This window comes from Candidatus Pelagibacter sp. PS_34 (genome assembly GCF_059417845.1).
On the sequence record NZ_CM182068.1, the window covers coordinates 970,418 to 985,801 of the forward strand.

13 protein-coding genes are annotated in these 15,384 nt (G+C 31.4%); 8 read left to right on the forward strand and 5 right to left on the reverse strand.

Going from position 1 to position 15,384, the window contains the following annotated elements:
• The first annotated feature begins 71 nt into the window (after positions 1-71).
• Both carA and carB read left to right on the forward strand, forming a co-directional pair.
• A complete protein-coding gene (gene carA / locus AC5SL3_RS05225) occupies positions 72-1,268 on the forward strand; it encodes a glutamine-hydrolyzing carbamoyl-phosphate synthase small subunit (protein ID WP_494577771.1) in 1,197 nt (398 codons plus the stop codon).
• Positions 1,246-4,470, forward strand: a complete 3,225-nt coding sequence (gene carB / locus AC5SL3_RS05230) for a carbamoyl-phosphate synthase large subunit (protein WP_494577773.1) — start codon at positions 1,246-1,248, stop codon at positions 4,468-4,470. Before carA ends, carB begins: the two co-directional genes overlap by 23 nt.
• Here the strand turns inward: carB and AC5SL3_RS05235 are convergent, their stop codons facing one another.
• On the reverse strand, positions 4,471-5,133 hold the full coding sequence (locus tag AC5SL3_RS05235; RefSeq protein ID WP_494577775.1) for a hypothetical protein: 663 nt from the start codon (positions 5,131-5,133) through the stop codon (positions 4,471-4,473).
• Complete coding sequence (locus AC5SL3_RS05240; RefSeq protein WP_494577776.1) at positions 5,133-6,077, reverse strand: mitochondrial fission ELM1 family protein; 945 nt, start codon at positions 6,075-6,077, stop codon at positions 5,133-5,135. Before AC5SL3_RS05240 ends, AC5SL3_RS05235 begins: the two co-directional genes overlap by 1 nt.
• A 21-nt stretch (positions 6,078-6,098) precedes the next feature.
• Between AC5SL3_RS05240 and trxB the strand changes: the two genes are divergently transcribed.
• A complete protein-coding gene (trxB, locus tag AC5SL3_RS05245) occupies positions 6,099-7,043 on the forward strand; it encodes a thioredoxin-disulfide reductase (RefSeq protein ID WP_494577778.1) in 945 nt (314 codons plus the stop codon).
• Between the two features lie 10 nt (positions 7,044-7,053).
• Here the strand turns inward: trxB and AC5SL3_RS05250 are convergent, their stop codons facing one another.
• Together AC5SL3_RS05250 and AC5SL3_RS05255 are read right to left on the reverse strand one after the other, a co-directional pair.
• The gene (locus tag AC5SL3_RS05250) at positions 7,054-7,503 is read right to left on the reverse strand and encodes a YtoQ family protein (RefSeq protein ID WP_494577780.1); all 450 of its coding nucleotides are present in this window, start codon (positions 7,501-7,503) and stop codon (positions 7,054-7,056) included.
• Complete coding sequence (locus tag AC5SL3_RS05255) at positions 7,503-8,702, reverse strand: pyridoxal phosphate-dependent aminotransferase (RefSeq protein WP_494577782.1); 1,200 nt, start codon at positions 8,700-8,702, stop codon at positions 7,503-7,505. Before AC5SL3_RS05255 ends, AC5SL3_RS05250 begins: the two co-directional genes overlap by 1 nt.
• 35 nt (positions 8,703-8,737) lie before the next feature.
• Here AC5SL3_RS05255 and uvrB point away from each other — a divergent pair, with 35 nt between their 5' ends.
• Genes uvrB through pgsA form a run of 5 tightly spaced genes read left to right on the forward strand, consistent with a single transcriptional unit; the run spans position 8,738 to position 14,474 of the window.
• Positions 8,738-10,909: an excinuclease ABC subunit UvrB gene (gene uvrB, locus AC5SL3_RS05260; RefSeq protein ID WP_494577784.1), complete on the forward strand. Its 2,172-nt coding sequence runs from the start codon at positions 8,738-8,740 to the stop codon at positions 10,907-10,909.
• Positions 10,891-11,643 (forward strand): SDR family oxidoreductase, encoded by a 753-nt coding sequence (locus AC5SL3_RS05265; RefSeq protein ID WP_494577785.1) that lies wholly within the window; start codon positions 10,891-10,893, stop codon positions 11,641-11,643. Before uvrB ends, AC5SL3_RS05265 begins: the two co-directional genes overlap by 19 nt.
• Positions 11,640-12,065 carry a dihydroneopterin aldolase gene (locus AC5SL3_RS05270; RefSeq protein ID WP_271616596.1) on the forward strand — a complete coding sequence of 142 codons (426 nt, stop codon included), beginning with the start codon at positions 11,640-11,642 and terminating at the stop codon, positions 12,063-12,065. The genes AC5SL3_RS05265 and AC5SL3_RS05270 overlap by 4 nt, the downstream gene beginning before the upstream one ends.
• On the forward strand, positions 12,052-13,887 hold the full coding sequence (uvrC, locus tag AC5SL3_RS05275) for an excinuclease ABC subunit UvrC (protein ID WP_494577787.1): 1,836 nt from the start codon (positions 12,052-12,054) through the stop codon (positions 13,885-13,887). Before AC5SL3_RS05270 ends, uvrC begins: the two co-directional genes overlap by 14 nt.
• Positions 13,888-13,889: 2 nt before the next feature.
• On the forward strand, positions 13,890-14,474 hold the full coding sequence (gene pgsA / locus AC5SL3_RS05280; RefSeq protein ID WP_494577789.1) for a CDP-diacylglycerol--glycerol-3-phosphate 3-phosphatidyltransferase: 585 nt from the start codon (positions 13,890-13,892) through the stop codon (positions 14,472-14,474).
• On the opposite strand, the gene AC5SL3_RS05285 is transcribed toward pgsA, so the two are convergent.
• A complete protein-coding gene (locus AC5SL3_RS05285; protein ID WP_006997822.1) occupies positions 14,471-15,352 on the reverse strand; it encodes a branched-chain amino acid aminotransferase in 882 nt (293 codons plus the stop codon). The genes pgsA and AC5SL3_RS05285 overlap by 4 nt on opposite strands.
• Positions 15,353-15,384: the final 32 nt, after the last annotated feature.

The following is a 15,384-nucleotide window of genomic DNA, read 5'->3' on the forward strand; positions in this document are numbered from 1 at the left end:
TAATTTTATAATACATCTCTGTTGCGATAATTAGGGTTTTATTGTATTAACCTTTAACTCATGAGTTGTAATTGATCAAAAAAGCAAAAAAGATTAGCTCTAACAAAATCTCACAGATTCACACAGGCGTTTTAGTTCTTGAAAATAAAACTATCTTTAAAGGAGTTGGTATTGGCTATCAAGGAACAGCGACAGGTGAAGTATGTTTCAATACTTCTCTAACTGGTTATCAAGAAATTATTTCAGATCCCTCTTACGCTGGGCAAATTATCAATTTTACCTTTCCTCACGTTGGTAACGTTGGAACTAATAAAGAAGATTTAGAGTCTGATAAAGTTTGGACCAAAGGTGTAATTTTTAACTCTGAAATAACAAGTCCTTCTAACTATAGATCTTTAGCTAATTTAGACCTGTGGTTAAAAAAAAATAAAATTGTTGGGATCACTGGTTTAGATACAAGAGGCTTGACTAATTATATTAGAGATAAAGGAGCCCCTAAAGGTACTATTTCTTTTTCTAGTAAAGGAAATTTCAATATTAGTAAATTAGCAAATATCACAACAAAATGGAGTGGATTAAATAATTTAGATTTAGCAGAACAAGTAACTACTAAAAAAAATTATATTTGGTCAGGTTTTAAAACTTGGAAAAAAGAAACTGGTTATTTAAAAAATAAAAAAAATTCATTACATGTTGTTGCTATTGACTATGGGATAAAGAAAAATATTCTAAGATATTTCTCAGATCTTAATTGTAAAGTAACAGTAGTTTCGTGCAAAACGAGTGCAAAAGACATACTTAAATTAAAGCCAAATGGGATATTTTTATCTAATGGCCCTGGTGACCCTGCAGCAACTGGTAAATATGCAATTGGAATCATTAAAGAATTAATCAAAAATAATTTACCTATTTTTGGTATTTGTCTTGGTCATCAAATTCTAGCTCTAACACTAGGTGCAAAAACTAAAAAAATGAAACTAGGTCATAGAGGCGCTAACCATCCAGTTAAAAATTTAATTAAAGACAATGTTGAAATCACCAGTCAAAACCATGGCTTTGAAATTGTAAGAGCATCATTGCCAAAAAATATTGATGTCACTCACAAATCTTTATTTGATAATTGTATTGAAGGAATTAGATTAAAAAATAAACCTGTTTTTTCTGTTCAATATCACCCTGAATCAAATCCTGGACCACAAGATAGTGTTTACTTATTTGAAGAATTTATTAACAACATAAAAAAAAATGCCAAAAAGAAAAGATCTTAAAACTATATTAGTCGTTGGTGCTGGACCCATTATCATAGGTCAAGCATGTGAGTTTGACTACTCAGGGACACAAGCCTGTAAAGCCCTTAAAGATGAAGGTTATAAAGTTATTTTAATTAACTCTAACCCAGCAACGATCATGACAGATCCTGGTGTTGCAGATAAAACTTATATTGAACCAATAACGTTAGAGGTATTAGAAAAAATTCTAAAAAAAGAAAAACCAGATGCAATTTTACCAACAATGGGTGGCCAAACTGCTTTGAATTTAGCAATGGAGGCGGAAAAAAAGGGAATTCTTAAAAAATATAAAATTGAGTTAATTGGAGCTAATTCTAAAGCGATCTCTAATGCAGAGGACAGAAAAAAATTCAGAAAAAATATGTTAGATATTGGTTTGGACTTACCAAAATCTAAAGTGGTATCTCATATTAGAGATGCTGCAAAAGCTTTAAAACAAATTGGGTTGCCTGCAATCATTAGACCTGCTTTTACTTTGGGTGGTTTGGGTGGAGGAATTGCTAAAACTGAAAAAGAATATCTTAAAATAGTTAAAGATGGTTTACACGAATCCCCTGTTAACCAAATTTTAATTGAAGAATGCCTTGAGGGTTGGAAAGAATTTGAAATGGAGGTTGTCAGAGATAAAAAAGACAACTGTATTATTATTTGTTCTATTGAAAACATCGATCCAATGGGAATTCACACAGGAGATTCAATTACAGTTGCACCCGCTCTAACACTTACGGATAAAGAATATCAAGTTATGAGAAATGCCTCAATTGCTTGTCTTAGAAAAATTGGAGTAGAAACAGGTGGATCAAATGTTCAATTTGCAATCAATCCTAAAGATGGCAGAATGGTTATCATTGAAATGAACCCGAGAGTGTCACGTTCATCTGCCCTTGCATCTAAAGCAACTGGATTTCCAATTGCAAAAGTTGCAGCAAAACTAGCAGTTGGTTACACCCTTGATGAATTAAAAAATGAAATTACTAAAACAACGCCTGCTTCTTTTGAACCTAGTATTGATTACGTCGTAACTAAAATACCAAGATTTACCTTTGAAAAATTCTCAACATCTGAGGCGGTTCTTGGAACATCAATGAAGTCAGTTGGTGAAGCAATGGCAATTGGGAGAAACTTTAAAGAATCTCTTCAAAAAGCATTGGTTTCTCTTGAAATTGGCTTTTCAGGTTTAGATCGTATTTTTCCATTAAACAAAAAACAAATTGAAAAAGAATTAAAAAAAAATATTCCAAACAGAATATTATTAGCTGCTGAAGCGTTTAGAAAAAAAATAAATCTTAAAAGAATTCACCAACTTTGCAAAATAGACCCTTGGTTTTTACAGCAAATAAAGGAAATTGTTGATGAAGAAAATAAGATACAAAAAAAAGGGCTTCCTAAAGACTATAATGAGTTTAACAGAATTAAATCAATAGGTTTTTCTGATAAAAAATTATCTGAAATCACTAAAATTCCTGAAGACCTTGTTAGAAAAAAAAGAACTGCTTTAAAAGTATTACCCGTTTACAAAAAAGTAGATACCTGTGCTGCTGAATTTAAATCATTCACACCTTATATGTATTCAACGTACCAAAGAAATTATGCTTTAAACTCAGAGTGTGAAGCAGAACCTTCTACAAGAAAAAAAATTATAATCTTAGGCGGTGGACCAAACCGTATAGGCCAAGGTATTGAGTTTGATTATTGTTGTTGCCAAGCGAGTTATGCTCTTAAAGATAGTGGTTTTGAAACTATAATGATTAACTGTAATCCAGAGACGGTTTCAACAGACTACGACACAAGTGACCGACTTTATTTTGAACCTCTTAAAGAAGAGTATGTTTATAATATTATTAAAAAAGAACAGCAAAAAGGAAACCTTGTGGGGATCATCGCTCAATTTGGTGGGCAAACTCCTATAAGACTCGCAAAGTTTTTACATGACAACAAACTTCCAATTTTAGGTACGCAGTACACCTCAATAGATCTTGCTGAAGATAGAGATAGATTTAGAAAGTTACTTGATAGATTAAAATTAAAACAAGCTGAAAGTGGTATTGCTAAAACTTACAAACAAGCCATTCAAATTGCTGAAAAAATTGGACTGCCTTTAATGGTTAGACCTTCTTATGTCTTAGGCGGAAGAGCAATGGAAATTGTTCATGAGAAAAGCCAATTAAAAAACTTTGTAGAAGAAGCATTTAAAGCTGCAGAAGAAAATCCGATATTAATAGATAAGTTTATAAGTCATGCGATGGAAGTTGATGTTGATGCAATATCTGATGGTAAGCAAGTGTTTGTTGCAGGTATCATGCAGCATATTGAAGAAGCAGGTATTCACTCAGGGGATTCTGCTTGTTGTCTGCCTCCTGTATCTATTAAACCTAAACTAATATCTGAAATAGAAATTCAAACTAAAAAATTAGCCTTAGCATTAAATGTTAAAGGTTTTATGAATATTCAATTTGCCATTAAAAATGATGAAATTTATGTAATTGAAGTTAATCCAAGAGCAAGTAGAACGGTTCCTTTTGTGTCTAAAGCAAAAGGTCTTCCTCTTGCTAAAATTGCATCACGTGTAATGGCTGGTGAAAAACTATCAAAGTTCAATTTAAAAAATAAAAACAAAAACCTATTTGCAGTTAAAGAGGCTGTATTTCCTTTTAATAAATTCCCAAATAGCGACTTATTGTTAGGACCTGAGATGAAATCAACAGGTGAAGTTATGGGATTTGATAAAGACTTTGGTATGGCTTACGCAAAAAGCCAAATTGCTGCATCAAATTCATTGCCCACTAAAGGTCTAGCATTTATCTCTCTAAAAGATGGTCATAAAGATGAAGGTGTAGATCTAGCAAAACAATTAATAAAATTAAATTTCACTTTATGCGCTACTGGTGGAACTGCCGACTACATTCGTAAACATGGAATAAAGTGTAAAACAATAAACAAGGTAAGTGGAGGCTCACCTCACATTGTTGATGTACTAAATTCTAAAAAAATTGCACTTGTAATTAATACGGGAGGTGGAAATAGTGAGCATCGTCTTCATGATGCAATGGCTTTAAGAAGAGCAACCCTAGGTAATAAAGTTCCTTATTGTACAAACATGTCTACTGCTCAAGCTTGCTTAATGGGAATTAGATCTCTGAAAACAAAAGAGATTACAGTTACATCTCTTCAGGATATTTAATTATTCAACTTTCCAATCTGTTGAAAAAGTTACATAGTTAACCTGAAGACATCTTCTTTCTTTAACTATTTTTTTCTTCTCCATGCCATGCCAAGTATTAGGTCCACTTGAAAAGAGATACCCATAGTTATTTTTGTAAGGAACTGTTTTAACTTTTTCTAATTTTTCATTATAAAAATCAGTGCCAAGCTCCTCAGATTCGTTGGCATTGTTTACAAAAATTAAGCCTGACAATAGTTTTTCTTTGATATCACAATGAGGTTTTAACCAGAACCCTTCCCTATCGCAAATAACTTCAACTCTAACATATGAACTAGATAAATCTTTATTAATCATTTTTGAAATAGCTTCATGGGTTTCTTTTGACTGAAGCTCATTGATAAATTTAACTAAATTTGGAAATTGTTTTTCATTTTCTTTTGTAACAAAACATCTAAATTTTATAGCTTGGCCGCCAGATGCGTTACCTTCTCTAAATTCAGCAGCACCTCCATCTATTGCTCGTGTGCCATCATAATTTAAATCATGCTTGCTAACATCGGGTATATCTGCAGTTATAATTTCTTGAATTGCTCCATCTGTTAATGCATTAGTATATTCCCAATGCGTAAAAGGTGTGTCATGTTTTTTAGAATGATTTTGAATAGATTTTAAAAATGACATTAAGATTTAATTTTTTGTTTTATTATATTTGCCACTCTATTAGTTTCATCTAATTTTTGATAGTTCCAAATTTCTAACTCTTCCCCTAAATTTCTTGTTATATTTAATTCTTTAAACAAGTTTCTAAATTTTTGAAACCTTTTGTCATTTTTTTTAGGCTCAATATTTGCAATATAAATTGGCTTTCCTGTTAGTGCTGCTTCTGAAATCATTGAACTAGAGTCGCATGTTACAACAATATATTCGGAAATTGCTAATGCTGATAAATAAGCTTTTTTATCCACATCATCAATAACAGTATGATTTTCTCCAAAAAATTCTTTGGCATAATTAATAATATTTTTTGGTGTCCTCATCGATGGAATAACTACTAACTGAAAATTATTATTTTCTACTAAGCTTTTTAAATTAATAAAAATTTTTTTAACATTTTCAGTCGAATAGTCATAATATTTAGTTGGACCTCCAATAATCAATGTTATTATTTTTCTTTCATCTCTTTTGATAAAAGAGTCGAGATAATCTTTGTTTGCTTGAATCTCTTGTTCACTTAAATAATGAATTGCTCCTTTTGTATTTATTACATTTTCTCCAGTAATTCCGTCATGCTCAGGCGCTACAATGAAATCAAAATTTTTAAAATTAATCTTTGGATTTTGAATATGAATATTAATAACTCTTTTGTTAGAATTCTTTTTTAAATGAATAGATGGAATTACACTTTTTCTTCCACATGAAATGATTACATCAAAATCAGATGATTCTACTTTTTTATAAACATTACTTGAAACTGGTGTTAGCTTTGGGGGAAATAATTTCCAAAAATTATTAAGTTCAATCTTCTCGTGTATAAAATCTAAATCTAAAGCCTTAGCTAGTCCTTCAACTTGACTGATCATGCCGTGCATGCCCTCAGTTAATAATAACCCTTTTAATTTTGTCATTTATCCTTATATAACTTCTGCATGAGTGAAAATCCAATTAAACACACAAAAGTGTTAATAATAGGGTCAGGTCCAGCTGGCTATACAGCCGCTGTATATGCTGCCCGAGCAATGCTAAATCCTATTCTAGTTTATGGAGTTCAGCCTGGTGGGCAATTAACGACAACAACCGATGTAGAAAATTATCCTGGGTTTTCAGATGTAATTCAGGGTCCATGGTTAATGGATCAAATGAGAGATCAAGCAAAAGCAGTTGGAACAGATCTAATTGAAGATCATATTTATTCAGTTAATTTAAAATCTACACCCTTTGAAGCTGTTGGAGATAGCGGACAAAAATATACAGCTGACAGCATAATTATTTCAACTGGTGCTCAAGCAAGATGGTTAAACTTAGAATCAGAACAAGCTTATAGAGGCTTTGGAGTTTCAGCATGCGCAACATGTGATGGTTTTTTCTTTAAAGAAAAAGTTGTAGCAGTTGTTGGTGGTGGAAACGCTGCAGTAGAAGAGGCAATGTTTCTTACAAAATTTGCATCAAAAGTAAAATTAATTCATAGACGAGATACTTTAAGAGCAGAAAAATTACTTCAGAAAAAATTAATGGAAAATAAAAAAATTGAAATAATTTGGGATAGTGCTGTTGAAGAGGTTATTGGAGATAGCGAACCTAAAAATGTTAAAGCTATTAAGATTAAAAATTTAAAAAATAATAAAATTGAAGAAATGAAAATAGATGGCTTATTTATTGCAATTGGTCATGATCCGGCAACAGCATTATTTAAAGAACAGTTAGAGATGGATAAAGAAGGTTATTTATTGACCAAACCAGATTCAACAGAGACGAATATCCCTGGAGTTTATGCTGCAGGGGATGTTAAAGACAAAACGTTTAGACAAGCTGTAACAGCTGCAGGAATGGGTTGTATGGCTGCACTTGAAGCGGAAAAATTCTTATCCCACTAGATAGCTGGATCTATTTTAAAGATCCTTCTAAAATATATTTTAATATACGAAAAGCTTGTTTTTGATCTGCCGCAACAGCAGCAGCAGAGCCATCCACTTCTTTAAGAGCATGTTGGTGATCATCGTTATGAATAACAATCATAGATTTATTAAGTGCTGTAGCATATCCCGCATCAAATGCTGCATTCCATTGCTTAAATTTTTCACCAAACTTAACAATAATTACATCGCAATCTTGAATAGATTTTTTGGTTCTAATTGAATTAATATTAGCGCCTTTTCTATCTTTCCAAAAATTTTTTTCTTCAGCTCCTAGAATTTCTACACCACAATTGTCAGAGGCTTCATGATCGGTGACAGGAGAGGTGAATTTAACATCTAATTTCTCTTTTTCACAAAGTTGAATAATTTCTTCTCGCCAATTACTATGAATTTCGCCTGCTAAATATACGTTTAACATTAGTTTAAGCTTTTACAAAAAGTAGATATTTTTTCTAAAGCTTTTTTAAGATTGTCCATTGAAGTTGCATATGAAATTCTAAAAAAACCTTCTAAACCAAATGCAGAGCCTTGAACAACTGCTACACCACTATTTTCTAATAAAGACTGAACAAAATCAGTATCTGTCTTAAGCTCCTTACCACTTGCATCTTTTTTTCCAATTAACCCTTTGCAACTTGGAAAAACATAAAATGCTCCATCTGGATTTAAGCATTCAATTCCATCTATTTCATTTAATGCTTTAACAACAAAATTTCTTCTTTCTTGAAATGAAGTTGCTCTTTCTTTTATAAAATCTTGAGTTCCATTTAATGCTTCAACAGCTGCAGCTTGACTAATTGAAGATGGATTTGTTGTTGATTGCGATTGTATTTTAGCAATTGCTTTAATAATATCTTTAGGACCAGCCGCATACCCTATTCTCCAGCCAGTCATTGAGTAAGCTTTACTAACCCCATTCATTGTAAGAACTCTTTCTTTCAAGCTATCAATTTGTGCAATAGTAAAAAATTTAAATCCTTCGTATGTTACGTGTTCATAAATATCATCACTTAAAATATGAACATGAGGATGTTTTACTAAAACATCTGCAATTTCTTTAATGTCACTTTCAGTATAACAAGCACCCGTTGGGTTTGATGGTGAATTTAATATGATCCACTTTGTTTTTGGTGTTATAGATTTTTCTAATTCAGCTGGATTAATTTTAAATCCTTGTTTTTCATTACACTCCAAAATAATTGGAGTTCCACCGGCTAATAAAACCATATCAGGATAAGAAACCCAATATGGCGCAGGAACTATAACCTCATCCCCTTCATTTAGGGTTGCCATCATGGCATTATAAATTACATGTTTTCCACCAGCACCAACGGTTACTTGATCAGTTGTGTAATCTAGATTATTTTCTCTTTTAAATTTTTTAACAATGGCATCTTTTAAAGCTGGTGTTCCATCAACGGCTGTATATTTGGTATCACCATCATTAATGGCTTTTATGGCCGCTTGTTTAATATTATCAGGTGTATCAAAATCAGGCTCTCCTGCTCCAAGCCCTATCACGTCTTTTCCAGCAGCTTTTAACTCTCTTGCCTTTTGAGTTACAGCAATAGTTGGTGATGGTTTAATCTTTTTTAGACTGTTTGATATAATGCTCATTGAAATAAATTTTTATTCTAATAGTTTTATAGATAATGCAAAATACTTATCAAGATTTAATTACTGAAATCCAAAGCAAAAACCCAGAAATACACCAGAAACTAGAAGGTGGACAAAAGTTTAAACTTGTAACAGATTTTAAACCAGCAGGTGATCAACCTGAGGCAATTAAACAATTAGTTAAAGGTGCAAATAAAGATGAGTTAAACCAAGTTTTACTTGGTGTAACAGGTTCGGGGAAAACTTTTACAATGGCTCAAGTTATTGAACAAACTAATCGACCCGCTCTTATACTTGCTCCCAATAAAACATTGGCCGCTCAACTTTATGGAGAGATGAAATCTTTTTTTCCAGAAAATGCCGTTGAATATTTTGTCTCTTACTATGATTATTACACACCAGAAGCATATGTTCCAAGATCAGATACTTATATTGAAAAAGAAGCATCTATTAATGAACAAATCGATCGAATGCGTCACTCAGCAACAAGATCACTACTAGAGAGAGATGATGTAATTATTGTATCCAGTGTTTCTTGTATTTATGGATTGGGATCCGTCGAAGCTTACAGTAAAATGACTTTAAGTTTAAAGAAAGATTATGACTACAATAGAGAACAGTTAATAAAAACCTTAGTACACCTACAATATAAAAGAAATGATCAAAGTTTTTATAGAGGTACCTTTAGAGCACGAGGTGAATACATTGAAATATTCCCATCACACCTTGAAGATAGAGCATGGAGATTAAGTTTATTTGGAGACAAATTAGAAAAAATCGAAGAATTTGATCCTTTAACAGGAGATCTATTAAAAGATTTAGATGTTATAAAAGTTTATGCGAATAGCCACTACATCACTCCAAAACCTACTATCGAACAAGCAGTAATAAAAATTAAAAGAGAGCTTGAGGTTACTCTTAAGAAATTTAAAGAACAAAATAAACTTCTTGAGGCTCAACGATTGGAAGAGAGAACAAAATTTGACTTAGAGATGATTGAGGCTACTGGTTCTTGTGCTGGTATTGAAAACTATTCTAGATTTTTATCAGGACGAAAACCTGGAGAGCCACCTCCTACTCTATTTGAATATTTTCCAGACAACACACTTATATTTGTAGATGAATGTCACGTTACTGTTCCACAATTAAATGGAATGTACAAAGGGGACAGATCAAGGAAAAGTAATCTTGCAGAATATGGTTTTAGACTACCTTCTTGTATGGATAACAGGCCACTTAAATTTGAAGAGTGGGACGCAATGAGAACGCAGACAGTTTTTGTATCAGCAACACCTGGTCCATGGGAGTTAGGACAGACTAAAGGTAAGTTCGTTGAACAAATAATAAGACCTACTGGCTTAATTGATCCACCAGTTGAAATCAAACCAGCTAAAAACCAAGTCGATGACGTAATGCATGAGTGTAAGAAAACAATCGATAAAAATTTTAGAGTATTGATTACAACTTTAACTAAAAAAATGGCTGAAGACTTAACCGAATACTTTCATGAAAATGGTATTAGAGTTAGATATTTGCATTCTGACATTGATACACTTGAGAGAATAGAAATTATGAGAGATCTAAGACTAGGAGTTTTCGACGTCTTGGTTGGTATAAATCTTTTAAGAGAGGGGCTTGATATACCTGAGTGTGCATTAGTTGCAATTCTAGACGCTGATAAAGAAGGGTTTTTAAGATCTGAAACTTCACTAATCCAAACCATAGGAAGAGCAGCAAGAAATTTGGATGGTAGAGTCATTCTTTATGCTGACAAAGAAACTAAAAGTATAAAAAAAGCAATTCAAGAAACTGATAGAAGAAGAACAATTCAGGTCGCCTATAACAAAAAACATAACATTGATGCAACCTCAATTAAAAAAGAAATAAGTGATGTCTTGGAAAGTGTTTATGAAAAAGACTACCTAAAAGTTGGAACAGGTGACAATATTGGTGGCAATTTAAAGAAACATTTAAAACAATTAAATAAAAGAATGAAAGATGCTGCAACCAACCTTGAATTTGAAGAAGCTGCAAAAATTAGAGATGAAATAAGAAACCTTGAAGCATCAGAGTTAGAAATTGTATTAAATCCAAAAGTAAAACACTATAATCAAGAAAATAGAGTGTATCCAAAGGGTAGATCAAAGATGGGCTTACCTGGTACAAGAGCGCAAAAAGGTAAGAAAAAATGGAAGCAAACAAAATAATTATCACAGGAGCTGCAACAAGAATAGGTGCTGCTATTGCAAAAAAACTCTCAGGTCCAGGAGTTGAAATGGTTATTCATTACAATAGCTCCAAATCTGCGGCTGAAAAATTACAAAAAGAATTGTCAAAAAATAAAACAAAAGTTTATTTAGTAAAAGGTGATCTTGCAAAAGAACAAGATTTAAAAAAAATTATAAGATTTTCAAAGTTAAAATTAAAATATTTTGATTGTTTAATCAATAATGCTTCATTATTTGAAAATGACAGTCTTAAAAATTTTTCTTCTAAAAGCTGGAATCAGCATATTGATGTAAATTTAAAAGCACCCGCGTATCTTACAAAAGAATTTTCAAAAAATGTTAAGGGTAAAAATAGCAATATTATAAATATAATTGATCAAAGAGTTTTTAAGTTAACTCCCTTTTTCTTTTCTTATACTTTAAGTAAAACGGGACTTTATACTCTAACAAAAACTAGTGCCATGGAATTAGCTCCAAATATAAGAGTTAATGGAATAGCTCCTGGTCCTACTATTAAAAATAAAAGACAAACTGACATGCATTTTAAAAAGCAGTACTTGGCAACTCCTTTAAAACAGCAGGTAAATGTACGGGATATATGTTCTGCTGTTGACTTTTTTATCAAAAACAGTTCAATTACAGGTCAAGTAATAGCGATAGATAGCGGACAAAGTTTAAACTGGCAAACACCAGATGTAATTGGAAAAGAATGAAAAAAACTAATTTAAATATTATTAAAATAGATAAAAATAAAAGTTTATTTAATTACGAAAAAAAAATTCTTATTAAAGAGTTAATTCTAGATTTAAAGCTTGGTTATTATGATTTTGAAAAAGAAAAAACTCAAAAAGTAAAATTCAGTTTAGAGATTGATTATGAAGATAGAAAACCAACAAATGACAAGGATATTAAATCAATTGTTAATTATGGTCAGGTTGTAAAATTAATTACAAAACTTGCAAAAAAGAAACATTATAATTTTTTAGAAACACTTGCTGAAGATGTTTTTGATGTATTATTTAAAGATAAACGAATTGGAAAAATTATGCTTCAAATTGAAAAATTAGAAATTATTAAAGAATGTGCCTCTGTTGGTATCCAAATTACCAAAAAAAGAAGTTATGAAAAGTGCTGAATTAGGCAAAGACGTAATTAGAAAAGAGCTCCCATTAATTCCTAAAAGCCCTGGAGTTTATCGAATGCTTGATCATAAAGATGTGATTTTGTACGTAGGTAAAGCAAAAAACCTTCCTAATAGATTAAAGAGCTATGTGGCAGAAAAAAACCATATTATTAGAACAGCAAGAATGCTCTCTCAAACTTTTAAGCTAGAGATAACAACTACTGCCAATGAAAGTGAAGCTCTACTTTTAGAGGCTAATTTAATAAAAAAACATAAACCTAAATTCAATATATTGCTCAAGGATGACAAATCTTTTCCCTTTATTTTTATCAGTAATAAAGACCAATGGGCACAAGTTACAAAACATAGAGGGAAAAAGGATAAAGAAGGATTTTACTTTGGGCCGTTTGCTTCAGCAGGAACTGCTAATTGGACTATTAAGATGCTTCAAAAAATATTTCAAATTCGAGTTTGTGATGATAGTACCTTCAAGAATAGAAAAAGACCCTGCATTCTTTATCAGATAAAAAGATGCTCTGGTCCTTGTGTCGATTATATAGATAAAGAAGATTATAAAAAATCAGTAGATCAAGCAATTCAGTTTGTATCGGGAAAATCAAGGGATATACAAAAAAACCTATCTAAACAAATGGAGGAAGCTAGTGAAAAGCTAGATTTTGAAAGAGCTTCTATTTTTAGAGATAGAATTAAATCTTTAAATATAATTCAATCTTCACAAAGAATTAATGAAGCAAATTTAATTGATGCAGATGTAATTGCTGCATACAAAGAATCTGGTAAAACGTGTATTCAAGTATTTTTTTATAGGTCTAAACAAAATTGGGGCAACCAAGCTTATTTTCCAAAACATGATCCTGATCAAAGCTTATCTGAAATAATGTCTTCGTTCTTGATGCAGTTTTATGAAAATAAAAATGTTCCAAAATTAATAATCATTAATACAGAAATAGAAGACAAAAAATTAATTGAAGAAACTTTAAGCAAAAAAGAAAATAGTGCGATTTCTATTAATGTAGCAAAAAAAGGCACTAAAGCTAAAGTAATTGCTATGGCAGAAAAAAATGCCAAAGAGTCACTTAATAGAAAAATTTATGAAACAAATAATAATAAAAATTTATTTGAGGGTGTTGCTAAAAAATTTGATCTTAAAAATGGCCTAAACTTAGTTGAGGTTTATGATAATAGTCACATCTCAGGAACAAATAGTGTGGGTGCTATGATTACTTTTGGAAATGAAGGGTTTGTTAAAAAAAGATATAGAAAATTTGATATTAAGACAAAAGGTAATGAACAAGACGATTTTGCAATGTTAAAAGAAGTTCTTACAAGAAGATTTAAAAGAGCAATGTTAGAAAAAGGAAATTATTTAACTCTTCCTGATTTAATTTTAATTGATGGTGGTAAAGGTCAATATTCATCTGCTAAAGAAGTGTTAGATGAATTTGGTTTACATGATCTTCCTATGATAGCCATTGCTAAGGGGAAACTAAGAAATAGTGGAGATGAAACTTTTTTTTACAAAGGAAAATCATTTAAATTTGATAAGAATGACCCCACTCTATTTTTTATGCAGAGACTACGTGATGAAGCACATAGATTTGCCATCACCTCTCATAGAGCAAAAAGAGCAAAAGGAATTACAAAATCCTTGCTGGATCAAATTGATGGTATTGGATCGATTAGAAAAAGAGCACTATTGAACCATTTTGGCTCTGCTAGAGCAGTAGAATCTGCAAGTTTTGATGAAATTAAATCAGTTGAAGGTGTTGAGGAAAAAGTTGCAAAAAAGATATATAACTTTTTTCACGAATAATTATGCTTAAAAAAATTCCAAATATTTTAACAATAGGTAGGATAATAATTGTACCTTTTTTTGTTCTAGCATTTTATTTGCCAGGTTTTTATGGTGATTTAACTGCATGCGTATTGTTTGTAATTGCCTCATTTACTGATTTTTTGGATGGAATGTTGGCTAGAATGATGGGTGAAGAGTCTAAGTTGGGTGAATTACTTGATCCTATAGCAGATAAAATTATTGTTGCAACTGCACTTATATTGCTTGTCATGAGTGGAACAATTAAACATTACGAGGTTATTGCAGCAATTATAATACTTACACGAGAAATACTAATTTCAGGTTTAAGAGAGTTTTTAGCTAGAGGACAAATTAAATTACCAGTAACTAATTTAGCAAAATTAAAAACTTTTTTACAAATGGTTGCTATAGCTCTTTTACTAACTGGTGAAACTGGTAATAAAATTTTAAATTTTCAAGATTATAATACTCAAACTATTGGCATAATCCTGCTTTGGCTTTCTGCATTTTTAACTCTGTATACTGGTTATGAATATTTAAGAAAGGGTATTGACCATGCAATATCTGAAGATAACAAAAACTAAGCTGCTTTTCTTTTTCTAACTAATGCTTGGTAACTTTCATTTAAGTCAATTATAGTTTCACAAACTTTAAACTTATTTTCAGCAATACATGAAACTGGCGTAACCTCTGCTGCCGTACCAGTTAAAAAACAGCCTACAAAATTTGATAATTCAGCTGGTGCAATTTTTCGTTCATTGACTTTTATTCCTTTAGATTTTGCAATTTCAATTACTGTTCTTCTTGTAATACCGTCTAAAAAAGAATCTGGAATGGGTGTGTGAATTTCTCCATTTTTATCTTTAAAAAAAATGTTAGCACCTGTTGCTTCTGCAACATTTCCTTCATGATCAAGCATTAGAGAGTCTGTATAGCCTTGTTGTTCAGCTTCATGTTTTGATAAAGTACAAATCATATATAATCCAGAAGCTTTTGTATCCCAAGGTATTGTATTAGGCGCAGGTCTTCTCCAATTTGATATATTCAATTTAATACCTTCTATTTTTAGTTTTGGATCAAAATATGAACCCCACTCCCAAGTTGCTATAGCAACATGAATTTTTGTTTGTTGAGCAGATATAGCCATCATCTCGCTACCTCTCCATATTGTTGGTCTAACATATCCATCTTTGACACCCTGAACTGAAATTATTTTTTTTGATGCTAAATTTATTTCTTCTTCAGTATAAGGAATTTTAATACCCATTCTTTTTGCAGAATAAAAAAGTCTAGATGTGTGTTCCTCTAATTTGAAAATTGAATTATCATAGACTCTTTCACCTTCAAAAACACAACTAGCATAGTGAAGACCATGATTTAAAACATGAATTTTAGCATCAGCCCAATCAACGAGCTCACCATTAAACCAAATTTTACCTGATCTTTTATCGTATGGTATCATGAATGAAATAATTTAAATTTTCTCTAAAATTA